Source organism: Streptomyces sp. NPDC050617, from assembly GCF_040654795.1.
GTDB lineage: Bacteria > Actinomycetota > Actinomycetes > Streptomycetales > Streptomycetaceae > Streptomyces.
In genome coordinates this window covers 447081-473257 of record NZ_JBFAIS010000001.1, presented here as the reverse complement: position 1 = coordinate 473257, position 26177 = coordinate 447081, and the positions used below count along the sequence as shown (strand labels likewise).

The following is a 26177-nucleotide window of genomic DNA, read 5'->3' as shown; positions in this document are numbered from 1 at the left end:
AGTGTGAGCCCGTCGCACGCGCCTGGAGGCGGAATGGATACCCCGAACGGAACATCCAGCGGCACATCCAGACGAGCCGTGCTCGGCGGAGCCCTCGCAGCGGGCGCGGCGGGCGCCGTGGGGCTCGCGCCCCCGCCCGCGTACGCGCTCCCGGCCCCCGTCCCCGCCTCCGCGCCCGTCCCCGCCTCCGAGAGCCGCTCGCGACGCGACCCCTGGCACGAGGTCCTCTCCGACGCCGACCTCGTCTGGCGGACCATGCCGAAGACCTGGTACGAGGGCCCGTTCCTCGGCAACGCCCTGCTCGGCTCCGGCATCTACGCCGAGCCCGGCCGCAACGCGGTCCGGTTCAACGTCCAGCACAGCGAGGTGCAGGACCACCGCCCCGAGTTCGGCTCCCTCTTCGGCCTCGCCCGGCTGCCCATCGGCTGGTTCACCCTCGAACCGGTCGGGCGGATCACCGGCGTCGACTGGCGGCTCGGCCTGCACGACGCCGAGCTCACCGGCACCATCACCACCGAGGCGGGCACGCTCGCGCTGCGCGCCATGGTGCACAACGCGCGCTCCGTGCTGGCCGTGGAGATCGTCCCGAGCGCGGGCGAGCGCGGTTTCCGCTGGGCGTTCCACCCGGCCGAGGCGATCAGCCCGCGCGCCGCCTTCAAGCCGCTGCCCGCCGGGTACGCCGGCAATCCGCCCGCGACCGTCGCGAACCACGGGGGCGTACGGGCCGCGGTCCAGCCGCTGCTGGCGGGCGGTCAGCACGTCACCGCGTGGCGCGAGCGGGCGCACGGGCACGGCGGCCGGCGCACCCTGTACGCCGCCGTCGCCTGGTCCCACCCCCGGGCCACCGCCCGCGCGCAGGCGCTGCGGACCGTACGGAGCGCGGCGGCGCTGCCGTACGACGCGCTCGCGCCCTCCCATCGCGCCTGGTGGCACCGGTACTACCGGAAGAGCTTCCTGTCGGTCCCCGACGCCCGGCTGCAGCGCTTCTACTGGGCGCAGCTCTACAAGGCCGCGTCCGCCGCCCGCCGCGACGCGCCCGTCATGGCGACGTCGGGCCCCTGGCTGGAGCCCACGCCCTGGCCGGCCACGTGGTGGAACCTCAACGTGCAGCTGGAGTACTGGCTGATCCACGGCTCCAACCACCTCGAACTCGACGCCGTGACAAGGGCGTTGAGCGAGTACCGGCACCGGCTGAGCGACGAGCTGGCGAAGCCGTACCGAGCGGATTCGGCGGGCATCGCCCGTACGACCGACATGACGCTGCTGAACGGCGCTTCCGTCGCGAACGGCGGCTACGCGGTAGGTGTGCCCGGCCAGGACCCGCCCACGCCGGAGGTCGGCAACCTCACCTGGGCGCTGCACAACGTCTGGCTGAGCTACCGCCACACCATGGACGAGTCGATCCTCCGCGACGTCGTCTTCCCGCTGCTGCGTAAGGCCGTCACCTATTACCTGCACTTCCTGACGCCCGGCCGGGACGGCAGGCTGCATTTGCCCGCCACCTTCTCCCCCGAGTACGGCGTCAACGCGCCGGACTGCAACTACGACCTGATGCTGCTGCGCTGGGGCTGCTCGACCCTGCTGGACGCGGCGGAGACGCTGGGCGTGCGGGACGCGCTCGCGCCGCGCTGGCGGGAGGTGCTCGCCAGGCTGGCCCCGTACCCGACCGACGCCAACGGCTTCATGATCGGCGCGGGCGTCCCGTTCGCCAAGTCCCACCGCCACTACTCCCACATGCTCGCGGTCTACCCCCTCTACGAAGTGACGTGGGATCAGCCCGAACACCGCGCGCTCATCGAGAAGTCGCTGAACCACTGGGTCGGCTTCGAGGGCGCGCTCCAGGGCTACACCTTCACCGGGGCCGCCTCGATGTCCGCTCAAATGGGGCGTGGTGACGATGCGTTGAAATACCTGGGTGAGCTGATGGCCCGTTATATCCAGCCGAACACCATGTACAAGGAGTCCGGACCGGTCATCGAGACGCCGCTGTCGGCCGCGCAGTCCCTGCACGACATGGTGTGCCAGAGCTGGGGCGGCGTGATCCGGGTCTTCCCCGCGCTGCCCGGCTCCTGGCGCGCGGCGGCACTGCGGGACTTCCGCACCCAGGGCGCGTTCCTGCTGAGCGCGGTCCGCGAGGAGGGCCGGACCCGGTGGGTGCGGCTGCACAGCGAGGCGGGCGCGCCGTGCGTGGTCCGGCACGGGATCGAAGGGCCGGTGGAGGTGCGCGACGCGCACGGGCGGCCGCTGCGGTACGAGCGCGCCGCCGGGCACGGAGGGCACGACCGTACGGGCGGCACCCTCCGCATCGCGCTCCGCAAGGGGGAGACGGCGCTGATCACGGCGCGTGGGGACCGCCCCGGCCTCACTGTCGGCCCGGTCACCGCGAACGCCCCGGCCCCGCGCTGGGGGCTGCCGGACGCCTGAGCCAGGCCCCAGGGGTCAGGGGTGTGTCCGGGAGATCCCCGATGGCAGTGGTCCGCCCGGAGCCGATGATCGGCTGATGGACTCTCATACGGGCCCCGGACGGGCCGAGCAGGAAGCCGCGGCGGCCGGCCCTCCCCCGGCTCCCGAGCGCGGGGGAAGCGGCGCGCTCCGGCTCCGGCGCGCCGGGACACGGCTCAGGGCGTGGGTGGTGACGGCCCCGGCCACCACCGCCCTCTGGACCTTCCTCGTCGTCCATTCGGTGGTCCTCTTCCAACTGGACCCGGGCGGCCGGGCCGAGGTGCTGCGCAGCCACAGCACCAACCTCACCCAGCTCGCCGAGCACCCCGTCGCGGTCCTGGTCGACTCCGCCCTGTGGATCGAGATACCGGATCTGCCGATGGTCGCCCTGCTGGCGCTGTGCGTCCTCGCGCCCGCGGAGCGCCGGTTCGGCACGTTCCGCACGGTCGTGGTGTTCTTCCTCGGCCATGTGCTGGCCACCCTGGTCACCGCCGGGGTGCTGACCACCCTGCTCCACACGGAGAGCGCGCACTTCCCGGACCGCGGTTTCGGCAGCGCGATCGACGTCGGCGTCAGTTACGGGAGCCTGTGCGTGGCCGGGCTGCTCGCCTACTGGGTGCCGCGTCCGCCCGTACGCCTGCTGACCATGGCGGGGCTGCTGGCCGCGGTGGTCGCGTCCGGCAGGTTCTTCGAGGACTACACCGCTTTCGGACACAACACCGCCGTGGTCCTCGGCTTCCTGCTCTATCCGGTCGCCGCGCCGGTGCTGGGCAGGAGGGCGGAGGTCCTCGGCGGTGCTTCCGTCGACGCCGTCGGTTAGCCGCGGCGCCGGGCCTTGAGCAGCCGGTCGAGGGCCGGCGCTCCGGGGCCGGTGAAGACCAGGAGGAGGAAGGCGAAGGCGTAGGCGGCGGAGAGTTCGCCGCCGTTCTGGAGCGGCCACAGGGCGGTGGCCTGGTGCGCGTCGAAGTACGCGTAGGCCATCGAGCCGGAGCAGATCAGGGCCGCCGTGCGGGTGCCGAAGCCGAGCATCACCAGCCCGCCGCCGACGAGTTGGATGACGGCCGCGTACCAGCTCGGCCATTCGCCGGCGGCGACCGTGCCGCCCTGCGGCCCCGCGCCGCCGAGCACGCCGAAGAGCGCGGCGGCCCCGTGGCAGAGGAAGAGCAGGCCGATGACGGCGCGGAAGAGGGCGAGCGCGTACGGGCGGGCGGCGTCGAGCCGTTCGGCGGGCGGCGCGTACGGGCCGGGGGCGGGCGGGGGCTCGGTGGGCGGCACGGGTGTGCGGGCCGCGGTGGTGGCAGGCATGGCGGGCTCCTCGGATGATGGGTGACGATCGGTCGCCCCGAGGCCGCTCGGAGCGGATCAGTCGCCTTCCACCTTCGCCGAGGCCGGACGGGCGCGCGTCGTACGGCGGGCGGCTCGTGCCGTACTCCGCGGGCGGTACGCAGCCGAGTCCAGGCCCTATGACTCCAGGTCCAGCAGCAGCCGCTTGCGCTCCAGGCCGCCCGCGTACCCCGTCATCGAGCCGTCCGCGCCGATCACCCGGTGGCAGGGGCGCAGCACCAGCAGCGGGTTGGCGCCGATCGCTCCGCCGACGGCGCGCACCGCCATCCGGGAGGCCCCGATGCGGGCCGCGATCTCGCCGTAGCTGGTCGTCCGCCCGTACGGCACGGCGTCCAGCGCGGACCAGACCTTCTCGCGGAACTCGGTGCCGCGCGTGGTGTATTCGAGCCCGAAGTCGCGCAGTTCCCCGGCGAAGTACGCCTTGAGGCGGCGTTCGGCCTCGGCGAAGGCGGCGGGTTCGCGGCGGTCGCCGGGGCCCGGCCGTACGGCGTTCTGCTGGCCGGGCACGGACAGGGAGGCCAGGGCGGTGCCGCCGGGCGCGGTGGGCGAGGGTTCGCCGGTGAGCAGGAGCAGCCCGAGGGGGCTGTCGATCTCGGTGTACAGCACGGTCATCCGCTCTTTTCCATTTTCTTGGTCGTCGCTGCCGTCGTCATCACTGGCGTCGCCGGCGTCGCGGCGTTCCAGAGGTGGTGCAGCGCGTACGAGCGCCAGGGCCGCCAGCCCTCGGCCGCTTCCGCCGTCGCCCCGATCGCCGCCAGCCCGTGCCGGACGCCCGCGTCGCCCGGCAGGAACACGTCGGGGTCGCCCAGCGCCCGCATCCGCATGTAGCGGGCGGTCCACGGGCCGATGCCGGTCAGGGCGAGCAGCGCCTGTTCGGTGGCGTCGCGGTCGACGCCGGGGTCGAGGGCGACCCGGCCGTCCGCGAGCGCGCCGGAGACGGTGCGCAGGGCGCGTCGCCGCGCGTCCGGCATGCCCAGTTCGGTCAGGGGCGCGTCGGCGAGGACGCCGGGTTCGGGGAAGACGTGGGTGAGGGCGCCGTCGGGGGCGGAGAGGGGTTTTCCGTACGCCGCCACGAGTACGCCCGCGAGCCTGCGGCCGGCCGCCACGGTCACCTGCTGGCCGAGCACGGCCCGTACGGCGAGTTCGTCGCTGTCGGCCGCGCCGGGCGAGCGCAGTCCGGGGCGGGCGGCGACCAGCGGGGAGAGCCAGGGGTCGGCGCCGAGCCGCTCGGCGACGGCGTACGGGTCGGCGTCCAGGTCGAACAGCCGCCGCAGCCGGGCCACGGCGGTGGCGAGGTCCCGGAGGTCGGTGAGGTGCAGCCGGCACTCCAGCCAGCCGCCATCGGCCGTCTCTCCGCGTGCGGCGGCGGTCGCTGTCGCGTTGCGGGCGCGCCCGCGCCCCGCGCCGTGCTCGTCCACCTCGGCGACGGCGGTGCCGTACGGGAGCCGGAGGGTGCGCCGGTAGGTCCGGGCGCCGGTCGGGCCGAGGATGTCCTCGATGCCGGCGATGGCGCGGCGCTGGAGGAAGTCGAAGATCTCGCGGGCGGCGTACGGGCCCCGGTAGGCGAGCCGCAGGGGGACGCCGGCCGGGGCGGGGTGGTCGCGCTCGTCCTGCCCCGTGTTCCTGACCCGGCCGGCCGGGGCCGGGCGTGCGGAGCCCCGCAGTCCGGTCGGCGTGCTGGCGTAGATCTCGCGGATCGTGTCGTTGAACTGGCGGACGCTGGCGAAGCCCGCGGCGAAGGCCAGCTCGGTGACCGGCAGCATGGTGGTTTGCAGCAGCACACGCGCGGTGTGGGCGCGTTGGGCGCGCGCGAGGGCGACGGGGCCCGCTCCCAGCTCCTCGGTGAGCTGCCGGTGCACCTGCCGGGAGCTGTAGCCCAGCCGCGCGGCGAGCCCGCCGACGCCCTCCCGGTCGACGACGCCGTCGCCGATCAGCCGCATGGCGCGGCCGACCAGGTCGGCCCGGACGTTCCACTCGGCCGACCCGGGGGCGGCGTCCGGCCTGCACCGGCGGCAGGCGCGGAAACCGGCCCCCTGGGCGGCGGCGGCCGACGCGTAGAACCGCACGTTGGCGCGTTTCGGCGTGACCGCCGGGCAGCTCGGCCGGCAGTAGATGCCGGTCGTCGAGACGGCGAAGAAGAACTCTCCGTCGAAGCGCGCGTCCCGCCCGCGCACCGCCTCGTACCTGGTCTCCTCGTTCATCACGCGTACCAGTCTGCGGTACCCGCGCCCCGGCGACCGGCGGAAATCGGACGTCACGCTCGGGGCGCGGGCCGGGGGCTACTTCCTCGACGGCCCCCGCTTGCGCTCCGCCATGTGCCGTCCGATCTCCTGCTTCTGCTTCCAGTCGCGGCGCCGCTCGGCCCGCAGCCGGGCATCCGTACGGGCGGCGAGCCGCTCGTTCTCGCGCAGCAGCTTGCGGTAGCTGCTCAGCCGCCGCTCCGGCAGCGCGCCGGACGCGACGGCGGCCAGCACCGCGCAGCCGGGCTCCGCGACATGACCGCAGTCGTGGAAGCGGCACTCCTCGGCGAGCGCCTCGACCTCGGCGAAGACCTGCGCGACCCCGCTCTGGGCGTCCCACAGCCCGACGCCCCGCAGCCCGGGGGTGTCGATGAGCACGCCGCCCCGCGGCAGCGGCAGCAGATTGCGCGTGGTGGTGGTGTGCCGCCCCTTTCCGTCGCGGTCGCGAATGGTCTGTACGTGCTGTGTCTCCGCTCCGGACAGCGCGTTGGCGAGCGTGGACTTGCCCGCGCCGGACGGCCCGAGGAGTACGGCCGTGCCCCCGGTGAGCACCGCGGCGAGCGCGTCGACGCCCTGCCCCGTCTCCGCGCTCACCGCGACGACGAGCACGCCGGGCGCGGCGCCCTCGGTGTCGGCGACGAGGTGGCCGAGCACGGTGGGCTCGGTGACGAGGTCGGCCTTGGTGAGCACGACCAGCGGCGTGGCGCCGCTCTCCCAGGCGAGCGCGAGGAACCGTTCGACGCGCCCGAGGTCGAGTTCGGCGGTGAGCGGCACGGCGATGATCGCGTGGTCGACGTTGGCGGCCAGGATCTGGCCCTCGGACCGCTTGCTGGAGGTGGAACGTACGAACGCGGTGCGGCGTGGCAGCAGCGCCCGTACGTACCGCCGCTCCGGGTCGACGGCGGCCCAGTCGCCGGTGCACATGATGCGCACCGGGTCGCCGGTGGTGACGAGGGAGGTGTCGCCCTGCACGGTGGCGGTGGTGTCGCCGTCGGCCACGACGAGATCGCAGCGGCCGCGGTCGACGCGCACGATCCGCCCGGGCACGAGCCCCTCGGCGGCGTGGGGAGCGAAGCTTTCGGCGAACCCCTCGTCCCAGCCGTAGGCGGTGAGCGGGTGCGCGGAAATGATGTCTGACAAGGGAAGACCCTTCACAAGGGCGGCCCCGGCCGCGCGCGCCGAACGGCGCGCGGAGAAAAGAAGAGGTCGAGTCAGCCGGAGACCGTGGGGGTGGGATGGGTGAACTCGTGAACCTGGGCAGCGCCCAGCGCGATGACAGCCGTCACGGTCCTCACCTCCGCTTCCCTCGCACAGCTCCGACGGCGGCGGTCGCCCGCCGTCCTGGACACGGCCGATGCTAGACCGGCCGCGCGAACGGGCGCCACGGGTTTTCCCGCCCGGCGCCCGTACGCGCGTGCCCCGCTCACTCCGTGTCGGAGCCGATCGCCTCCAGCAGCGGGATCCGCGCCGCGCGGCGGCCCGGCCACAGGGCGGCGAGTACGCCGATGGCGGCGGTGACGGCGAAGCACAGGGCGATCCGGTCCCAGGGCAGCGTGAGGGGGACGCTCTCCTGGCTGAGGACGGCCGCCGCGCCGAAGAAGGTTCCGGAGAGGAGGCCCATGACGGCTCCGAGCAGGGCGATGGCGACGGATTCGAGGCGCAGGACGGAGGCGAGGCCGCGGCGGTCCAGGCCGAGGGCGCGCAGCAGGCCGATCTCGCGGACGCGTTCGGAGACGGCCATGCCCATGGTGTTGACGACGCCGAGGGCGCCGATCAGGACGGTGACGCTGAGCATGCCGTACATGATGTTGAGGATCGGGGCCATCTGGGCGGCGGCGGCCCGCCGGACGTCGGCGCGGTCCTGGACAAGGAGCGCGGGGTTGTCCAGCGTGCGGCGGATGGTGTCGCGGAGCGCGGCGGTGCGGCCGGGTGCGGCGTCGATGAGGACGGAGTCGACGTGGGGGCGGTGCTGGGCGTCGGTGGTGCGCGGGAGGGCGGTGGTGGAGATGAGGGCGGGGGTGAAGGAGTCCGGTGCGTCGTAGATCGCGACGACGGGCAGCGTGGTGCGCGCGGTCGACCCGGCGACCGTGGCGGGGATGCGGGAGCCGAGCCGCCAGCCGTGGAGGTGGGCCGTCTGCTCGGTGACGGCGATGCCGTGGCCGAGGCCCTTCAGCGAGCCTTCGCGGATGTCGATGGGCGCGAGCCGGGCCACGGCGGCGGGGTTGACGGCGGTCGCCGAGAGGGTGTCGCGCTCGCCGGGGAGGGTGAGGTCGGTGCGGATGACCGGGGTGACGGCGGCGGCGTCGGGCAGTTTCGCGACGCGGTCGGCCGTGCGGGGCCCGATCTCGGCGAAGTCGACGGCCGTGATGCGCAGGTCCGAGGTCATGGCGCGGTCGGCGTCCCGTTCGTCCGCGCGGGTCACCGAGGAGACGGCCACGGTGACGGCGGTGACCATGGCGAGGCCGACCATCAGGGTGGTGGCGGTGGCCGCGGTGCGGCGGGGGTTGCGGCGGGCGTTCTCGACGGCCAGCTTGCCCCGGATGCCCGCGAGCCGTGTCATCGGGGAGCGCAGCAGGCGGGTGGCGCCCAGGGCGAGCAGCGGCGCGAGGATGATCAGGCCGATGAGGAGTACGGGGACGGCGAGGAAGAGGAGGTTCTCGTCGCCGGTGGCGGCCCCGGTCAGCAGCGCGCCGAAGGCGGTGACCGCCCAGCCGGTCCGGTTGCGGCGGCGCAGTGCGGCGGGGGCCGGCGGTTCGCTGGTGCGCAGCGCCGCCACGGGCGGCACGGAAGCCGCGCGGCGGGCCGGCAGGTACGCGGAGAGCGTGGTGACGCAGATGCCGACGGCGAACGCCGCGAGCAGCGGCACCGGGGTGAGCAGCCGCAGCGGGGCGGCCGGGCCGTCGGCGACGCCGAACAGGGTGTTCAGCAGCGCGGCCACGCCGACGCCCAGCGCGTACCCGGCGACCGCCGCGACCGTCCCGACGAGCACGGCCTCGGTGAGGACGAGGCGCATGACGTACCCGCGGGTGGCGCCGACGGCGCGCAGCAGGGCGTGTTCGCGGGCGCGGGCGGCGCTGAGCATGGTGAAGGTGTTGGCGACGAGGAAGGTGGAGACGAACAGCGCGATGCCGGCGAAGGCCAGCAGCAGCGTGGTGAGCTTGTCGTTGTCGGCGGCGGAGGCGTCGGACTCCAGTTCCGCGGCGGTCGCGGCGCGCAGGCCGGACGGCAGTTTCCGCTGGGCCAGCTCCGCCAGCCGGGAGTCCGCGGTGCCGTCGGCGGCGGTGAGGGTGATCGCCGAGTATGTGCCGGGGGCCGTGAACTGCCGCTGCGCGGTGGCCGTGTCGAAGGCGGTGAGGGTGGCGCCGGCGGCCGTCCGGCTGTCCTTCGCGGTGAAGACGCCGACCAGCCGGACGCTGCGGGCCGCGCCGCCGACGACGACGCGCACCGTGTCGCCCACCTTCCGCCCGGACCGTTCGGCGGCGCCCCGGTCGACGGCGATCTCCGAGCCGGTGCGGGGGCCGCGGCCCTCGGTGAGGGGGTAGCGGGGGTCCTTGCCGGTGGCGTCGGGGGCGTAGTTGACGCCCGTGGCCCGGTAGAGGTCGCCGACGAGGGCGCCGTCGGGGCCGACGAGGAAGGAGCGGCCCTCGGCGGTGCCGCGCGCGGCGGCCGCGCCGGGCAGCGCGCGGAGCTCGCGCAGCAGCGCGTCGTCGAGCCGGGGCGCGGGGCCGTGCCCGGCCGGGTCGGCGGGCCCGGTCCGCTCGTCGGCTGTGACCGTGACGGACACGTCGGGCTGCGAGCCGGCGTGTGCGCGGGCCATGGCGGTGCGGACGGAGTCGCTGTAGATGAGGGAGCCGGTGACGAACGCGACGCCGAGCAGGACGGCGAGGGCGGGCAGCGCGAAGCGCAGGCGGTGGGAGCGCAGGCTGCGGGCGGCGGTGCGGAGCAGGGACGGGGTGCGGGTGCGCTGCGCCCGTTCTCGCGGCGCCTGCGTACGGGGTGCGCGGGCATCGGTCCTCTGACGCATGGCGTATCGCTCCTGCGGCGGCTCGGTGCGGGGCCGTGCGGCACTGGGCGGCGCCGCGCGGCTCCGCACGGTTCGGTACGGAAAGAGAGCGGCCGTGCCCGGAGTTGGGGCTCCGGGCACGTCCGCTGCTCGATCGTGCGCCGTGGAGCGGGGGCGGCGGATCGGCCGGACAGCCGACGCGTCCCCTCCCCCATCGGCCGAAAGGCCGACCGGGGCATCGCGGAAGAGGAAGGAAGAGAGTGCGGAGGCCGCTATTCCGTCGGTGCCCCGCGTCGCGCCGCCGCCTCCACGACCAGCGCGAACACCGCCAGCGGTACGGCCACCAGGGCCGTTCCGGGCGACCACAGCCGCTCGACGAGCGCCGTGACGGCCGCGCCCGCCACGATGGCGAGGAGCCGGCCGCCCACCCACCGGTCGGCCGGGCGCAGCGCGCGGTTCCCCGCGCGGCCCGCGAGGGTGGTGAGCGTGCCGGTGATGTAGTTGGTCGGGGAGAGGCAGACGCTCCCCTGGATCCCCATGGCCAGGGACACGGCCGCGAGCATCGCGAAATGCGGCCAGCCGCTCCGGCCGAGGCCCGCCGCCCACACCGCGGCGACGGCCACGAGCAGGGCGGTCTCCACGGTCAGGACGGTCCGCCAGCGGCCTCGCGCGTGCGCCGTCAGCCACCCGCCGAAGACCGCCCCGGCCACGTAGCCGAGGAGGGTCGTCCCGGCGCGGAAGGCGACCCTGTCGCCTCCGGAGCCCAGCGACGCGCCGATGAGGATGAGGTTGCCCGTCATCACTCCGGCGAAGACCTTGCCGAGGCAGATGAAGGCGAACGCGTCCACGGCTCCGGACGCCGCGCTGAGGGACAGCAGCGCGGTGTCGGCGCGCAATCGGCCATGGCTCTGGTCGTCTGCTGTTACCCCTACAGAACGCGCTGACGTGGTTGCAGAACTCATTTGATCAACGTAGCCCTGTCCGCATGACGGACAACTCCGGAACGGCGTATCACAGCAAGGCTTTACAGAGCCCTATCAGGCTTTACAGGGCTTTGCGGGGCTTTGCTGGACCGAGGTCATTCCTTGTCCTGCTTGGAGTGGTGGAGCCGGGACTTTATGTCCTCCGGGGGAAGGAACGAGGCCCACCGCTCCGGGAATTCGGACGGGGGCTCCACGTCCTCGCCGGCCGGACCCTCCTCTTCCTCGTCGTCCCCGTGGGCCTCGGTGTCGTCGACCAGCCCGCGCGCGGCCCGTTCCACGGCGTTCGCCGCGGCGGCGGCCAGGACCGCGGCGTCCCTGCTCCGTTCGACCTCGGCGCGGGCGGCGGTCGTGGCGACGGACGGCCAGACGCGGTCTATGGCGGCGTTGACGGCGGCGCCCACGAGCACCGCGAACGCGGAGACGCCGATCCACAGCAGCACGGCGACGGGCGCGGCGAGCGACCCGTAGATGGTGGGGCCCTCGACGGTGTGCGTGAGGTAGATGCGGAGCAGGAAGCTGCCCAGCACCCAGATCGTCAGGGCCACCAGGGCGCCCGGAATGTCCTCCTGCCACGGCGATCGGACGGGTACGGACACGTGGTACAGCGTGGTCAGGAAGACGATGGACAGCAGGATGACCACCGGCCAGTACAGGACCCGCACGACATCCGTGCTCCAGGGCACGACGGAGACCATCGCGTCCGGGCCCACCACCATCAGCGGCAGCACCACCGCCCCTATCAGCAGGGCGACGATATAGAGCAGGAAGGCGAGCAGCCGCGTCTTGACGATGCCGCGCCGGCCCTCCAGCCCGTACATGATGGTGATCGTGTCGACGAAGACGTTCACGGCGCGGGAGCCGGACCACAGGGCGATGGCGAAGCCGATGGAGGCGACGTCGGGGGCGCCGCCCTTGACGACGTCGTCGAGCAGCGGCCGGGCGATCTCGTTGACGCCCTTGTCGGACAGCACCGTGGCGGACGCCTTGAGGATGTTCTCCTGCACGCTGGCGATGATGTGCGAGTCGGTCCACACGTCGAGGTAGCCGAGCAGACCGAGGATGCCGAGCAGCAGGGGCGGCAGGGAGAGCAGGGTGAAGAAGGCCGCCTCGGCGGCGAGCCCGGTGACCCGGTACTCCATGCAGGAGTTGACGGTGTCCTTGAGGAGCAGCCACGCCAACTTGCGTTTCGACACGTTGCGGTAGAGGGCCCGAGCCCTGTGGAGGAGCCCGACCGGCCGCTCCGGTGGTTCGTTCGCTGGCTGCACGTCCTTACCGTATCCGCCACCTCGGGGGTGACCTGCACGGCAGGGGGACAGTGGAGGGTGGTGCCGCGCCGACTCGGCACCACCCTCCGACCGCTCACCGCCACTCTTGGCCACGGGACCGACGGTTCGCAACAGTTGCAATGCGTTGCAACCATTGGATATCGGATCTTCCCGATGGCGGCGTGCGCGGCCCGCCACAACGGCACCATGGCAGCGTGAACCGCAGACCAATCCCCCAAGGCTGCCTGCCGGCCGTCCGGGATGCCGTCCTGGGCGGCGGCAAGCCGCCGGCCGCTCCGCGCCCCGTGATCGGCGACTCCTGGCACCGGGTGCGCCGCAGCGGCCTCGACCCGGACACCGGGCGGCCGTCCCTGCCGCTGTCGACGGCGGAGCTCGAACACCGCCGGCACGCGTCCCCGCTGGGCCAGTTGCTGCCGCAGCTCAGGAGCGGGCTGATGACCGTCGCCGACACCGAGCGCCATCTGCTGGTCGTCACCGACCCCGAGGGCAGAGTGCTGTGGCGGTACGGCGACCGGGCGGTGCGCCGGAGCGCCGACCGCATCGAGTTCGGCCTCGGCGCCGCCTGGTCGGAGGACTCGGTCGGTACGAACGCGATCGGCACCGCCCTGGTGGAGCGGCGGCCGGTGCAGGTGCACTCCGCCGAGCACTTCGTGCGCTCCCACCACGCGTGGACGTGCGCCGCCTCGCCGCTGCACGATCCGCGGGACGGCCGGCTGCTGGGCGTGGTGGACGTCAGCGGCCCGGCCGAGACGTTCTATCCGGCGACGCTGGCCCTGGTGACCGCGGTGGCCAAGGTCGCCGAGGGGGAGCTGCGCGCCCGGCACTGGGAGACCGTGGACCGGCTGCGGTCGATGGCCGCGCCGCTGCTGTGCCGGCTGGGCGGCCGGGCGCTGGTCGTGGACCGCGACGGCTGGACGGCGGCGGTGGTCGGGATGGCCTCGGCGGGCCGGATCGCGCTGCCCAAGTCCGTACAGGCGGGCCGGGTCTGGCTGCCGCCGCTCGGGATGTGCTCGGTGCAGCCGCTGCCGGACGGCTGGCTGATACGGCTTGAGGACTCCGAGGAGCAGGCGGACGAGCGGGCCCGGACGGCGAACCGGGTCGTGGTGGACCTGCGGCGGCCCCGCCCCTGGACCATCACGGTCTCGGGCGAGGCGGGCCACTGGGCGCAGGACCTGACCCCGCGCCACGCGGAGCTGCTGTACGCGCTGGCGCGGCACCGGGCCGGGCGCACGGCCGCGGAGCTGGCGGTGGACCTGTTCGGCGACGCGACGCGCACGGTGACGGTACGGGCGGAGATGTCCCGTATCCGGCGCACGCTGGCGGGGGTGCTGACGCACCGCCCGTACCGCTTCGCGGAGAGCGTCGACGTGCAGCTGCGCTGTCCGCCGGACGCCGCCGACCTGCTGCCGGGCTCGACGGCCCCGCTCGTGCTGGGCGCGCGGCGCGGCCGGGACGCGTTACCTTGACTCGCCTTGGCGCAGCGCACCGTCGCGGCGGCGCGGGCCGGGCCCCGCGCCCGGGTGCGCCGCCGGCGCGTGGTTGGGTGACGCGCATGAGCGATCGCATCACGGTGACCACCTGGCATCTGGAACAGACCTCGCCGGCCGACCTGACGCCCGCCGACGGCGGGTCGGAGGCGCCGGGCGTCCGGATCGTACGGGCCGAGGTCCCCTCGCCGGAGTTCAGCCGCTTCCTCTATACGGCCGTGGGCCAGGACGTGACGTGGACCGACCGGCTCGGCTGGCCGTACGCGCGGTGGCGGGAGTTCCTGGAGAGGCCGGGCGTGGAGACGTGGGTGGCGTACGACCGGGGGACGCCGGCCGGGTTCATCGAACTGGACGGCGGGAGCGCGGACGCCCAGCGCGAATCGGCCGTCGAGATCAGCTATTTCGGGCTGCTCCCGGCCTTCCGCGGACGCCGCGTCGGCGGGCTGCTGCTGTCGTACGGCACGGCGCGCGCCTGGGATCTGGCGGACCGCTGGCCGGGGCGCACGGCGACGAAGCGGGTGTGGGTGCACACCTGCAGCAAGGACGGGCCGCACGCGCTGGGCAACTATGAGCGCCGCGGTTTCCGGGTGTTCCGGACGGAGACGGAGGAGGAACCGGCGCTCCCGACCCCGGGCCCGTGGCCGGGCGCGTAGCACCGCCCGCGGACGGAACACCGGCGGAGGACACACCGACAGCGCCCCGTCAGGGGCGCGGGGAACTGCGCGACCGGCCACACTCCGCCTGCGGACGAAACACCGGCAAAGCCCCATAAGGGGCGCGGGGAACTGCGCGATCAACTCCCACGGACCCGCGGACAACTCGCCCCCAGCAGCCGGCACGGCGCGTGGTCGGCAGCCACATCATCTCAAGCTTCGGGACAATAAAGTCCGCCATGCGGACAATGGTGGACTGTCGACAGAGCCCCGTGCCACGCTTCCGTCATGTCTCGCGCCGGAATTGCCTTGGTGAGTCGACTCCACGTCGACTTCGGCCGCATGTCCAGCGCCATCTGTCCGGCGGGCTGAGAGTCCCAGCACCGCCGACTTCCCCCGCCTTCACGGCCGTCCCCGCCGTCGTGGACGAGCCGCACCCTGATACCGCCCTCCGCCGCCGTGGCTTCCCGTGCCCTGCCGGGCATGCCCGCGCGCCCTGGGGCCCGCCGGGGTGCCCGCGGGCACGACCGCCATCTTTGAGCCGCCCCGAAGGACACCGCCATGGCTGCCACCACGCCGGAACGCCCCGTAGCCGCCCCGCCCCGCCGCAAGGCCGGCCGCCACCGCGGCGAGGGCCAGTGGGGCGTCGGCCACCACACGCCCCTCAACGGCAACGAGCAGTTCAAGAAGGACGACGACGGTCTCAATGTGCGGACACGTATTGAGACGATCTACTCGAAGGCCGGTTTCGACTCGATCGACCCCAGCGATCTGCGCGGGCGGATGCGCTGGTGGGGCCTGTACACCCAGCGCAAGCCCGGCATCGACGGCGGCAAGACCGCGATCCTGTCGCCGGAGGAGCTGGACGACAAGCACTTCATGCTGCGGGTGCGCGTCGACGGCGGCCGGCTGACGGCCCGCCAGCTGCGCACCATCGGCGAGGTCTCGCAGGAGTACGCCCGCGGCACCGCCGACATCACCGACCGGCAGAACATCCAGCTGCACTGGATCCGGATCGAGGACGTGCCCGCGATCTGGGAGAAGCTGGAGGCGGTCGGGCTGTCCACGACCGAGGCGTGCGGCGACTGCCCGCGCGTGATCATCGGATCGCCGGTGGCCGGGGTCGCCGCGGACGAGATCATCGACGGCACGCCCGCGGTGCAGGAGATCCACGACCGGTACATCGGCAGCCCGGAGTTCTCCAACCTGCCGCGCAAGTTCAAGACCGCGGTCTCCGGCTCGCCCGTGCAGGACGTGGTACACGAGATCAACGACGTCGCGTTCGTCGGGGTCGTGCACCCCGTGCACGGGCCGGGGTTCGACCTGTGGGTGGGCGGCGGCCTGTCCACCAATCCGCGGCTCGCGGAGCGGCTCGGCGCGTGGGTGCCGCTGGAGGAGGTCGCGGACGTCTGGGCCGGGGTCGTCGGGATCTTCCGCGACTACGGCTACCGGCGGCTGCGCAACCGCGCGCGGCTGAAGTTCCTGATGGCCGACTGGGGCCCGGCCCGGTTCCGGCAGGTCCTGGAGGACGAGTACCTCGGCCGCAAGCTGATCGACGGGCCCGCCCCCGACGAGCCGTCCTCGCGCTGGCGCGACCACGTGGGCGTGCACCGGCAGCGGGACGGCCGCTTCTACGTCGGGTTCGCGCCGCGCGTCGGCCGGGTGGACGGCACCACCCTGACGAAGATCGCCGCGCTGGCGGAGGAGCACGGCTCGGACCGGCTGCGCACCACCGTCGAGCAGAAGATGATCATCCTGGACGTGGCCGAGGACCGGGTCGAATCGCTCGTCGCGGGACTGGAGTCGCTGGACTTCCAGGTCGCGCCGTCGCCGTTCCGGCGCGCCACGCTGGCCTGCACGGGCATCGAGTTCTGCAAGCTGGCCATCGTCGAGACGAAGGCGCGCGGGGCCCGGCTCATCGACGAGCTGGAGCGCCGGATGCCGGAGTTCCGGGAGCCCGTCTCCATCAACATCAACGGCTGCCCCAACGCCTGCGCCCGCATCCAGACCGCGGACATCGGTCTCAAGGGCCAGCTGGTCCTGGACGAGAACGGCGAGCAGGTCGAGGGGTACCAGGTGCACCTCGGCGGCGCGCTGGGCCTGGAGGCCGGGTTCGGCCGCAAGGTCCGCGGCCTCAAGGTCACCTCGGACGAGCTCCCCGACTACGTCGAGCGGGTGCTGACCCGCTTCGAGGCGCAGCGCGCGGAGGGCGAGCGGTTCGCGTCCTGGGCGGCGCGCGCCGCGGAGGCCGATCTCTCATGAGCGAGCGCGCCGCACCGTTCCACTGCCCGTACTGCGGTGACGAGGACCTGCGCCCCGCCGAGGAGGGCGGCCACGGCGAGTGGGAGTGCCACGCCTGCAACCGCGCCTTCCAGCTCAGGTACCGGGGGCTGCTGGCGCGCGGCCTGACCGCCGGGGCCCCGTCGATACCTTCCGAAGGAGGCCGCCCATGACGGTCCCCGCGGACCTGCCGCGCCTCGCCGAGCAGGCGGGCCGGGAGCTGGAGGACGCCCCGGCTCTCGACATCCTGCGCTGGGCCGCCGACGCCTTCGGCCCCCGCTTCTGCGTCACCTCCTCCATGGAGGACGCCGTCGTCGCCCACCTCGCCTCGCGCGTCCTGCCGGGCGTCGACGTCGTCTTCCTGGACACCGGCTACCACTTCCCGGAGACCATCGGCACCCGCGACGCGGTCGCCGCCGTCATGGACGTCAACGTGCTCACGCTGACGCCGCGTCAGTCGGTGGCCGAGCAGGACGCCCAGTACGGCCCGCGGCTGCACGACCGCGACCCGGACCTGTGCTGCGCGCTGCGCAAGGTACGGCCGCTGGAGGAGGGGCTCGCCGGGTACGACGCGTGGGCGACCGGGCTGCGCCGCGACGAGTCCCCGACGCGGGCCGGCACCCCGGTCGTCGGCTGGGACGCCAAGCGGCGAAAGGTGAAGGTTTCGCCCATAGCCCGCTGGACCCAGGATGATGTGGACACGTACACAGCCGAGCACGGGGTCCTCACCAACCCCTTGCTCACCGACGGCTACGCCTCGGTGGGGTGCGCGCCCTGCACGCGCCGGGTGCTGGCGGGCGAGGACGCGCGCGCCGGGCGCTGGGCGGGCAGCGGCAAGACCGAGTGCGGGCTGCACGGCTGACATGACGAGACCTCAGGAGAGTGCGATGAGCCTGCCCGACCAGGGGGCCACGATCTGGCTGACCGGGCTGCCGAGCGCCGGCAAGACCACGATCGCGTACGCGCTGGCGGAGCGGCTGCGCGCGGACGGACACCGGGTGGAGGTGCTCGACGGCGACGAGATCCGGGAGTTCCTCTCCGCCGGGCTGGGCTTCTCCCGCGCGGACCGGGACACCAATGTGCGGCGGATCGGCTTCGTCGCCGGACTGCTCGCCGCGAACGGCGTGAAGGCGCTGGTCCCGGTCATCGCGCCGTACGCGGACTCCCGCGCGGCGGTGCGCGAGCGGCACCAGAAGGCCGGCACCCCGTATCTGGAGGTGCACGTCGCCACGCCGGTCGAGGTGTGCTCCGTACGGGACGTCAAGGGGCTCTACGCCCAGCAGGCGGCCGGTGAGCTGACGGGGCTCACCGGGGTAGACGATCCCTATGAGACACCGGCCGATCCCGACCTTCGTATCGCGGCGCACGAGCAGGGCGTCCACGAGTCCGCGGCGGCGCTGCTCGCGCTGCTCAGTGAGAGGGGACTGGCATGACGACGGTGGCTGCCGTGGGTGAGGACACCGAGAATCCCTACGCCCTGTCGCACCTGGACGCGCTGGAGTCCGAGGCGGTGCACATCTTCCGGGAGGTGGCCGGGGAGTTCGAGCGGCCGGTGATCCTCTTCTCCGGCGGCAAGGACTCGATCCTGATGCTGCACCTGGCGCTGAAGGCGTTCGCGCCCGCGCCGGTGCCGTTCGCCCTCCTGCACGTGGACACCGGGCACAACTTCCCCGAGGTCCTCGACTACCGCGACCGGACCGTCGCGGAGCACGGGCTGCGGCTGCACGTCGCCTCCGTCCAGGAGTTCATCGACGACGGGCGGCTGCGCGAGCGCCCCGACGGCACCCGCAACCCCCTCCAGACGGTGCCGCTGCTCGACGCCATCGAGACGGGCCGCTTCGACGCGGTCTTCGGCGGCGGCCGGCGCGACGAGGAGAAGGCCCGCGCCAAGGAGCGCGTCTTCTCGCTGCGCGACGAGTTCGGCGGCTGGGACCCGCGCCGCCAGCGCCCCGAGCTGTGGCAGCTCTACAACGGCCGGCACTCCCCCGGCGAGCACGTCCGCGTCTTCCCGCTGTCCAACTGGACGGAGCTGGACGTGTGGCAGTACATCGGCCGGGAGTCCATCGAGCTGCCCGCCATCTACTACGCGCACGAGCGCGAGGTCTTCGCCCGCTCCGGGATGTGGCTGGCGCCCGGCGAGTGGGGCGGCCCCAGGGACGGCGAGCGCGTCGAGCGGCGCACGGTCCGCTACCGCACGGTGGGCGACATGTCCTGCACCGGCGCCGTCGACTCGGACGCCGACACCATCGAGGCGGTCATCGCGGAGATCGCCGCCTCCCGGCTCACCGAGCGGGGCGCCACCCGGGCCGACGACAAGCTGTCCGAGGCCGCCATGGAGGACCGCAAGCGCGAGGGGTATTTCTAGCCATGACCACGACCTTCGACTCCTCTCCCGACGCCCTCGGCACGAGTGCCACGTCGCTGCTGCGGTTCGCGACGGCCGGTTCGGTCGACGACGGCAAGTCCACGCTGGTGGGGCGGCTGCTGCACGACTCCAAGTCGGTGCTGAGCGATCAGCTGGAGGCCGTGGAGCACGCTTCCCGCAGCCGCGGGCAGCAGGCGCCGGACCTGGCGCTGCTCACGGACGGGCTGCGCGCCGAGCGCGAGCAGGGCATCACCATCGACGTCGCGTACCGCTACTTCGCGACGCCCCGGCGGCGGTTCATCCTCGCCGACACGCCGGGCCATGTGCAGTACACCCGCAACATGGTCACCGGCGCGTCCACCGCCGAGCTGGCCGTGGTGCTGGTCGACGCCCGCAACGGCGTCGTCGAGCAGACCCGCCGGCACGCCGCGGTGGCCGCCCTGCTGCGGGTGCCGCACGTGGTCCTCGCCGTCAACAAGATGGACCTCGTGGAGTACGCGGAGCCCGTGTTCGCGGCGATCGCCGAGGAGTTCACCGGGTACGCGGCCTCGCTCGGCGTCCCGGAGATCACCACGATCCCGATCTCCGCGCTGGCCGGGGACAACGTCGTCACCCCGTCGGCGAACATGGACTGGTACGGCGGCCCGACCGTCCTGGAGCACCTGGAGACGGTCGCCGTGGTCGCCGACCCGTCCCGCGACCCCGCGCGCTTCCCCGTGCAGGTCGTGATCCGTCCGCAGACCTCCGAGCACCCCGACTACCGCGGCTACGCCGGGCAGATATCGTCCGGCGTGCTCCGCGTCGGGGACGCCGTGACGGTGCTGCCGTCGGGCCGTACGAGCACCATCACCGGCATCGACGCGCTCGGCAGCCGGGGCGTGGACGTGGCGTGGGCCCCGCAGTCCGTGACCCTGCGTCTCGCCGACGACCTCGACGTATCCCGCGGCGACCTCATCGCGCCGAGCGCGGACGCGCCCGCCCCGACGCGGGACATCGAGGCGACGGTCTGCCACGTCGCCGACCGGCCGCTGAGGCCGGGCGACCGGGTGCTGCTCAAGCACACCACCCGTACGGTCAAGGCGATCGTCAAGGACATCCCGTCGCGGCTGACGCTCGACGACCTCTCCCAGCACCCGGCGCCCGGAGCGCTGGCCGCCAACGACATCGGCCGCGTCGTCCTGCGCACCGCGGAGCCGCTGGCCCTCGACGCGTACGCCGACTCCCGGCGCACCGGCTCCTTCCTCCTCATCGACCCCGCCGACGGCACGACGCTGACGGCCGGGATGGCGGGCGCCGCGTTCGCGGCGGGCGCGGGCGACGCGGCCGACGACGGCGCCGACGCGGGCTGGGACTTCTGATGGCGGCCCGGGACTTCTTCTCGACCTTCGACAAGGAGGGCGGCCGCGTCGGCAGCGGCTCCCTCGGCAGCGGGCAGGGCGGGGTCGGGCGATGTGCGTGCTGACGACGGCCCCTCCCCCGCGTACCACCCGGTCCCGAAGCCCCGCCGAACCGCCGGGCGTGCCTTAGAGCGCGCTGCCCCGGCCCTGTGAGAGGAACCCCTCCCATGTCTGCCGCACCCCCGTCCCGCCGCCGCTTCCTGGCGGCAGCCGCCGCCCTCCCCGTACTGATCGGCGCCCTCGGGGCCTGCGGGTACGGCTCCGAGCGGCAGGACGGCGCCGGCAAGGCGGCCGCGACGGGGAAGAAGACCGACGGCCTCGACTCCGTGAAGATCGGCTACTTCCCGAACCTCACACACGCCACGGCGCTGGTCGGCGACCACGAGGGGATCATCCAGAAGGAGCTGGGCGGCACCAAGGTCGAGTCGACCACGTTCAACGCGGGCCCGTCCGAGATCGAGGCGCTCAACGCGGGCTCGATCGACATCGGCTGGATCGGCCCGTCGCCTGCCATCAACGGCTACGTCAAGACGCACGGCACCGGCCTGCGGATCGTCTCCGGGTCCGCGTCCGGCGGCGTGAAGCTGGTGGTGAACCCCAAGAAGATCACGTCCCTGGACGACGTCAAGGGCAAGAAGATCGCCACTCCGCAGAAGGGCAACACGCAGGACGTGGCGTTCCTCAACTGGATCGCCCAGCGCGGCTGGAAGGTCGATCCGCAGAGCGGCAAGGGCGACGTCTCGGTGGTCCGCACGGACAACAAGGTGACCCCGGACGCCTTCAAGTCCGGTTCCGTGGACGGCGCGTGGGTGCCCGAGCCGACCGCGTCGCGGCTGGTGGCCGACGGCGGCAAGGTGCTGCTGGACGAGTCCACGCTGTGGCCGGACCGCAAGTTCGTCATCACCAATGTGATCGTGTCGCAGAAGTTCCTGGCCCGGCACCCGGACGCCGTCGAGGCCGTGCTGCGCGGCTCGGTGAAGACCAACGCCTGGATCAAGGCGAACCCCGCCAAGGCGCGGGCGTCCGCCAACGCGGCGCTCCAGGCCCTGGCGGGCAAGGGACTGCCGCCCGACATCCTCGACCCCGCCTGGCAGAGCATCCGCGTCACCGACGACCCGCTGGCCTCGACCCTGGACGCCGAGGCGCGGCACGCCGTCAAGGCCGGGCTGCTGTCCGAGCCCGACCTCGGCGGCATCTACGACCTGAGGCTCCTCAACAAGGTCCTCAAGGCCGAGGGCAGGCCGACGGTCGACGCCGCGGGACTCGGCGAGAACTAGCGCCCCGCTCCCCCTTCGCACCGCCCACCCAGCTGACAGGAGGTGACCGGCGATGGCACCGGCACTGACCACCGAGAAGCCCCTGAAGGACAACGGCGGCGCGACCGCACCGGCCGCCGTACGGATCGACCACGTCCACAAGTCCTTCGGCCGCCCCGGCGCGGCCCAGCCCGTCCTGGACGACATCGCCCTCGACGTCCGGCCGGGCGAATTCGTCTGCATCCTGGGCGCCTCCGGCTGCGGCAAGTCGACGCTGCTGAACCTGGTGGCGGGGCTGGACGAGCCGACCTCCGGCGCCATCGAGGTGCCCGGCGGCCGGCCCGCGCTGATGTTCCAGGAGCACGCGCTGTTCCCGTGGCTGACCGCGGGCCGCAACATCGAACTCACCCTGCGGATGCGCGGGGTGCCGCGGTCCGAACGGCGCGCGGAGGCGGAGCGGCTGCTGGAGCTCGTACGGCTCGGCGGCGCGTACGGCAAGCGGGTGCACGAGCTGTCGGGCGGCATGCGGCAGCGCGTCGCGCTGGCCCGCGCGCTCGCGCAGGACTCCAAGGTGCTGCTGATGGACGAGCCGTTCGCGGCGCTGGACGCGATCACCCGCGACGTGCTGCACGGCGAGCTGACCCGCGTGTGGGAGGGCACGGAGCTGTCGGTCCTCTTCGTCACGCACAACGTCCGCGAGGCCGTGCGGCTCGCCCAGCGCGTGGTGCTGCTGTCCTCGCGGCCCGGCCGGGTCGCGCGCGAGTGGTCGGTGGACATCCCGCAGCCGCGCCGCATCGAGGACGCCGCCGTCGCGGATCTGTCCGTCGAGATCACCGAAGAACTGCGTGGGGAGATCCGCCGCCATGGCCAGCACTGAGACCACCACCGCGCAGGAGGAGACCGGCGCGCCGGACGGCCGGAACGACCTGGCGAGCGTCGAGGCCGGGCTGGACGCGCTCGACACCGTGCAGGTCAAGCGGGTGCCGATCTCCCACACCCTGCTCCACAAGGTGCTGCCGCCGGTGGTCGCCGTGCTGCTGGTGCTGGCGGTGTGGAAGCTGCTCGTCCTGGCCGAGGTCACCGACGACTACAAGCTCCCCGACCCCTCGGCCGTCTGGCACAGCCTGCGCGCCCTGTGGCTCCAAGGCACGCTGGGCGACATCGTCTGGACGAGCGTCTCGCGCGGCCTGCTCGGCTTCCTCGCGGCGCTCGCCATCGGCACGCCGCTGGGGCTGCTGGTGGCCCGTGTGAAGATCGTGCGCGCCGCGCTCGGCCCGATCCTCTCCGGCCTCCAGTCGCTGCCGTCGGTGGCCTGGGTGCCGGCCGCCGTGATCTGGCTGGGCATCACCGACTCCGCGATGTACGCGGTGATCCTGCTGGGCGCGGTGCCCTCCATAGCCAACGGCCTGGTCTCCGGCATCGACCAGGTGCCGCCGCTGTATCTGCGCGCGGGCCGCACCATCGGCGCCACCGGGCTGCGCGGGGCGTGGCACGTGCTGCTGCCGGCCGCGCTGCCCGGCTATATCTCGGGGCTCAAGCAGGGCTGGGCGTTCTCCTGGCGGTCGCTGATGGCCGCCGAGCTCATCGCCTCCTCCCCCGACCTCGGGCTGGGGCTGGGCCAGTACCTGGAGAACGCCCGTACCGACTCCGACATGCCGGGCGTGCTGCTCGGCATCATCCTCATCCTCTTCGTCGGCATCGCCATCGACCTGATCGTCTTCAGTCCGATGGAGCGCCGGGTGCTGCGCAACCGCGGGCTGCTGGCGGGGGCCCGCTGATGGGCGTGCGGCAACTGGCGGCCCCGGCCCCCGCGCTGCTCGTCGTCGCCCACGGCAGCCGCGACCCGCGGCACGCGGCGACGGTCGCGGCGCTCGTCGCGCGGGTCCGCGCGCTCCGCCCGGACGTGCGCGTCACCGCCGGCTATCTGGACTTCTGCGCGCCGAGCGTGCCGCAGGCGCTGTCGCGGCTCGCGGCGGACGGCGGACGGAAGAGGGACGGCGTACGGGGAGCGGACGGCGTACGGGAGGCGGACGATGTACGGGAGGCGGACGGCGTACGGGAGGTCGTCGCCCTGCCGCTGCTGCTGACCCGCGCGTTCCACGCGAAGACCGACATCCCGGCCGTGCTGCACGCGGCGGCGGCCCGGCTGCCGGGGCTCGCGGTCCGCCGGGCCGAGGTGCTGGGGCCCTCGCCGCTGCTGACGGGCGGACTGGAACGGCGGTTGTACGAGGCCGGGGTGCGCCCCGAGGACCGGGGCTCGACCGGGGTCGTACTGGCCTCGGCGGGCTCCAGCGACCCGGAGGCGGGCGCGGTGATCGCTGAAATCGCGCGGGAGTGGCGGCGTACCGGCTGGTGCGCCGTGCGGCCCGCGTTCGCCTCCGCCCGGTCGCCCCGGACCGCGGACGCGGTGCGGGAGCTGCGCGCCGAGGGGGTCCGGCGCGTGGCCGTGGCCCCGTACGTCATCGCCCCCGGCCGGCTGCCGGACCGTATCGCGCGGGGCGCGCGGGAGGCGGGCGCGGACGTGCTCGCCGAAGTGCTGGGCCCGTGCGAGGAGTTGGCGCGACTGGTGGCGCTGCGATACGAGGAGGCGGTGGCGGCGTCCGGGGTTCTCCCGGCGCTCAGCGCCTGACCGACCGGGCCGGATGGACGCCAAGAGCCCGTACAGATCCTGTCTTTTCCTCCCAAGAGCCGTACGTGACGGCTGGGGCCATGCCTACACTGCGATGCACGTTGGCCACGGTCAGTACGGACCGAGGAGGTGCGATCGTGCCGATCAGAAGTGTGGAGACGGTGCTCGAACCGGATCGCCTGGCGCAGCTCGCCGCGGCGGGCGAGCCGGGCGACGGGTTACGGGAGCGGTTCGGGCGGGACGGATACGTGAAGCTGCCGGGGGTGGTGCGCGGGGCCCGGCTCGGGGCGCTGCGGGCCGAGACCCGGCGGCTGGAACGGCTCGCGCGGCGGCGGGACTTCACGGTGGCGCGCGCGGACGCGTCGCCGCGCCGGATGGCGACGGTGGGCGGGCAGATGGTCGGCGCGCTCGCGCCCTGGGTCCCCCGGCTGTACGCGGACGCGTCGCTGACCGCGCTGATCCGGCGGATATCGGGGGCCGATGCGGTCGAGGCGCCGGATCCGCTGGAGCGCTACGTGCTCACTGTGCTGCATCAGCTGGGCGATACGCACGGCGCGCACCTCGACGGATATCCGCTGACGTTCGTGCTGTGCGCGGACGCGCCGTCCTCGCCGCGGGACGGCGGACTGCTGGAGTACGCGCCGGGCGAGCTGGACCCGGCCGGGCTGGGGAGCGCCGCGGCCCGGCGGGCGCACCACCGGCCCGGCGACGCGTATCTGCTGCGCGGCGACGCGTGCGTGCACCGCGTCACCCCGCTGCGCCGCGCCGGGCTGCGCCGCACGGTGCTAACGCTCTCCTACGGGGCGCGGTCGCCCGTGTCGCGCGTGGCGCCGGAATCGCGTGCGTCGAGCGCGACGCCGGGAGCGCGTGCGCCGCGCGCGTCGAGCGTGCCGGAGCAGGGGCGGGCGCGGCGCTCGGCGCTGCGCGGGGACTGACGCGCGGTCAGCCCGTCGGCGGGAGCGCCGCTCCCGTCGTCAGCCCTCGGGGTAGAAGACGAAGAGCGTGCAGCCGGTGGCGGACTGCGGTATGTGCGAGGAGCCAGCCGGGGCGTGGATGAAGCTGCCCGCGGGGTAGTCGCGAACGCCGTCATTGAAGACGCCGGAGGCGACGTAGACCTCCTCGGGACCGGGTTCGTGGACGTCGAGCCCTTCCCAGCAGCCGCCGGGGTCGATCTCCAGGATATGCGCCGAGGCGCCCTCGGCCCCCGTCCACAGGGTGCGCAGCCGAATGCCGGGAAACAGCTCCTTGGCCGGGACGTCCGCCGCCTCGGCCCATACGTAACCGTCCATACCGCTTGCCTCGCCGCCGCTCATGTCGCACTCCTCGTCGATCAGTTGACACAAGGATGCCATGGGCGGCGGACCGCCCCCGGGGCCGGGCCTGCGGGCGTCACTACCAGGAAAGGACCCCGCATAACGCCACGTTGATCATTTTCATTACGGGCTCTAGCATCGATATATGGCTGAACAAAGGGCAGTTGTCATCATCGACGTCAGGCCATCCCCTGTCGCGGCATGGTTCCACCATCTTTTAACAAGCCCGGTTATCGAGGTCGACGGACGGGAATACCCGGCGAAGTGGGGCACCGCGAAAGTCCCGGTGTCCCCTGGCGAGCACCGCCTCACCGTGTATTTTCGCTACCGGGGGCAGAAGCGCGCGCGGCTCGCCGAGGCGGGCAAGGACTTCGCCGTGGACGAGACGTCGTCGGCCGTGGACGTCGCCGTCAGACTCGGCCCGCGCAATGGCAGCAGGTTTCGAATCGGCGAGCCGGTGGCGCGCCGATAGCTTCGCGGAGGGAGAGCGCCAGGGCCC

Annotated in this window: 24 protein-coding genes; 16 read left to right on the top strand and 8 right to left on the bottom strand. The window is 73.6% G+C overall.

Annotation, left to right across the window (positions count from 1 at the left end):
* Window positions 1–33: 33 nt before the first annotated feature.
* Both AB0I49_RS01990 and AB0I49_RS01985 read left to right on the top strand, forming a co-directional pair.
* Window positions 34–2424, top strand: a complete 2391-nt coding sequence (locus AB0I49_RS01990; protein ID WP_363224789.1) for a Tat pathway signal sequence domain protein — start codon at window positions 34–36, stop codon at window positions 2422–2424.
* A gap of 76 nt (window positions 2425–2500) precedes the next feature.
* Window positions 2501–3262, top strand: a complete 762-nt coding sequence (locus tag AB0I49_RS01985; protein WP_363224788.1) for a rhomboid-like protein — start codon at window positions 2501–2503, stop codon at window positions 3260–3262.
* Here the strand turns inward: AB0I49_RS01985 and AB0I49_RS01980 are convergent.
* The 7 genes from AB0I49_RS01980 to AB0I49_RS01950 form a co-directional block, all read right to left on the bottom strand.
* Window positions 3259–3747, bottom strand: coding sequence for a DoxX family protein (locus tag AB0I49_RS01980; protein WP_363224787.1), 489 nt, complete (start codon window positions 3745–3747; stop codon window positions 3259–3261). The two genes, AB0I49_RS01985 and AB0I49_RS01980, sit on opposite strands and share 4 nt — an antisense overlap.
* A 156-nt stretch (window positions 3748–3903) precedes the next feature.
* Window positions 3904–4398, bottom strand: a complete 495-nt coding sequence (locus AB0I49_RS01975; RefSeq protein ID WP_363224786.1) for a methylated-DNA--[protein]-cysteine S-methyltransferase — start codon at window positions 4396–4398, stop codon at window positions 3904–3906.
* Window positions 4395–5987 carry an AlkA N-terminal domain-containing protein gene (locus tag AB0I49_RS01970; protein WP_363224959.1) on the bottom strand — a complete coding sequence of 531 codons (1593 nt, stop codon included), beginning with the start codon at window positions 5985–5987 and terminating at the stop codon, window positions 4395–4397. The genes AB0I49_RS01975 and AB0I49_RS01970 overlap by 4 nt, the downstream gene beginning before the upstream one ends.
* Window positions 5988–6065: 78 nt before the next feature.
* Window positions 6066–7166, bottom strand: a complete 1101-nt coding sequence (gene rsgA / locus AB0I49_RS01965; protein WP_363224785.1) for a ribosome small subunit-dependent GTPase A — start codon at window positions 7164–7166, stop codon at window positions 6066–6068.
* Window positions 7167–7449: 283 nt separating this feature from the next.
* Complete coding sequence (locus AB0I49_RS01960) at window positions 7450–10050, bottom strand: FtsX-like permease family protein (protein WP_363224784.1); 2601 nt, start codon at window positions 10048–10050, stop codon at window positions 7450–7452.
* Between the two features lie 251 nt (window positions 10051–10301).
* Entirely contained in the window at window positions 10302–10925 is a 624-nt protein-coding gene (locus AB0I49_RS01955; protein WP_363224783.1) for a YoaK family protein, read from the bottom strand.
* A 182-nt stretch (window positions 10926–11107) separates the two neighbouring features.
* A complete protein-coding gene (locus AB0I49_RS01950) occupies window positions 11108–12277 on the bottom strand; it encodes a YihY/virulence factor BrkB family protein (protein WP_363224782.1) in 1170 nt (389 codons plus the stop codon).
* A 215-nt stretch (window positions 12278–12492) separates the two neighbouring features.
* Between AB0I49_RS01950 and AB0I49_RS01945 the strand changes: the two genes are divergently transcribed.
* The 13 genes from AB0I49_RS01945 (at window position 12493) to AB0I49_RS01885 (ending at window position 25300) form a co-directional block, all read left to right on the top strand.
* Window positions 12493–13764 (top strand): GAF domain-containing protein, encoded by a 1272-nt coding sequence (locus tag AB0I49_RS01945; protein ID WP_363224781.1) that lies wholly within the window; start codon window positions 12493–12495, stop codon window positions 13762–13764.
* A gap of 86 nt (window positions 13765–13850) precedes the next feature.
* Window positions 13851–14438 (top strand): GNAT family N-acetyltransferase, encoded by a 588-nt coding sequence (locus AB0I49_RS01940; protein WP_363224780.1) that lies wholly within the window; start codon window positions 13851–13853, stop codon window positions 14436–14438.
* A gap of 561 nt (window positions 14439–14999) precedes the next feature.
* Window positions 15000–16700 (top strand): nitrite/sulfite reductase, encoded by a 1701-nt coding sequence (locus tag AB0I49_RS01935; RefSeq protein WP_363224779.1) that lies wholly within the window; start codon window positions 15000–15002, stop codon window positions 16698–16700.
* Window positions 16697–16891, top strand: a complete 195-nt coding sequence (locus AB0I49_RS01930; protein WP_363224777.1) for a hypothetical protein — start codon at window positions 16697–16699, stop codon at window positions 16889–16891. The genes AB0I49_RS01935 and AB0I49_RS01930 overlap by 4 nt, the downstream gene beginning before the upstream one ends.
* Window positions 16888–17580 carry a phosphoadenylyl-sulfate reductase gene (locus AB0I49_RS01925; protein ID WP_363224776.1) on the top strand — a complete coding sequence of 231 codons (693 nt, stop codon included), beginning with the start codon at window positions 16888–16890 and terminating at the stop codon, window positions 17578–17580. Before AB0I49_RS01930 ends, AB0I49_RS01925 begins: the two co-directional genes overlap by 4 nt.
* Window position 17581: 1 nt before the next feature.
* Window positions 17582–18151, top strand: coding sequence for an adenylyl-sulfate kinase (cysC, locus tag AB0I49_RS01920; RefSeq protein WP_363224775.1), 570 nt, complete (start codon window positions 17582–17584; stop codon window positions 18149–18151).
* Window positions 18148–19083 carry a sulfate adenylyltransferase subunit CysD gene (cysD, locus tag AB0I49_RS01915; protein WP_363224774.1) on the top strand — a complete coding sequence of 312 codons (936 nt, stop codon included), beginning with the start codon at window positions 18148–18150 and terminating at the stop codon, window positions 19081–19083. Before cysC ends, cysD begins: the two co-directional genes overlap by 4 nt.
* Window positions 19084–19085: 2 nt before the next feature.
* Complete coding sequence (locus tag AB0I49_RS01910) at window positions 19086–20441, top strand: GTP-binding protein (protein ID WP_363224773.1); 1356 nt, start codon at window positions 19086–19088, stop codon at window positions 20439–20441.
* A gap of 206 nt (window positions 20442–20647) precedes the next feature.
* Window positions 20648–21757 (top strand): ABC transporter substrate-binding protein, encoded by a 1110-nt coding sequence (locus tag AB0I49_RS01905; protein ID WP_363224772.1) that lies wholly within the window; start codon window positions 20648–20650, stop codon window positions 21755–21757.
* 52 nt (window positions 21758–21809) lie between these two features.
* On the top strand, window positions 21810–22613 hold the full coding sequence (locus AB0I49_RS01900; protein ID WP_363224771.1) for an ABC transporter ATP-binding protein: 804 nt from the start codon (window positions 21810–21812) through the stop codon (window positions 22611–22613).
* A complete protein-coding gene (locus AB0I49_RS01895; protein ID WP_363224770.1) occupies window positions 22600–23514 on the top strand; it encodes an ABC transporter permease in 915 nt (304 codons plus the stop codon). Before AB0I49_RS01900 ends, AB0I49_RS01895 begins: the two co-directional genes overlap by 14 nt.
* Window positions 23514–24365 carry a sirohydrochlorin chelatase gene (locus tag AB0I49_RS01890; protein WP_363224769.1) on the top strand — a complete coding sequence of 284 codons (852 nt, stop codon included), beginning with the start codon at window positions 23514–23516 and terminating at the stop codon, window positions 24363–24365. The genes AB0I49_RS01895 and AB0I49_RS01890 overlap by 1 nt, the downstream gene beginning before the upstream one ends.
* A 137-nt stretch (window positions 24366–24502) precedes the next feature.
* Complete coding sequence (locus tag AB0I49_RS01885; RefSeq protein WP_363224768.1) at window positions 24503–25300, top strand: hypothetical protein; 798 nt, start codon at window positions 24503–24505, stop codon at window positions 25298–25300.
* A gap of 39 nt (window positions 25301–25339) precedes the next feature.
* On the opposite strand, the gene AB0I49_RS01880 is transcribed toward AB0I49_RS01885, so the two are convergent.
* Window positions 25340–25678: a cupin domain-containing protein gene (locus AB0I49_RS01880; protein WP_363224767.1), complete on the bottom strand. Its 339-nt coding sequence runs from the start codon at window positions 25676–25678 to the stop codon at window positions 25340–25342.
* Between the two features lie 145 nt (window positions 25679–25823).
* On the opposite strand from AB0I49_RS01880, the gene AB0I49_RS01875 reads away from it, so the two are divergent.
* On the top strand, window positions 25824–26150 hold the full coding sequence (locus AB0I49_RS01875) for a hypothetical protein (RefSeq protein WP_363224766.1): 327 nt from the start codon (window positions 25824–25826) through the stop codon (window positions 26148–26150).
* Window positions 26151–26177 lie beyond the last annotated feature (27 nt).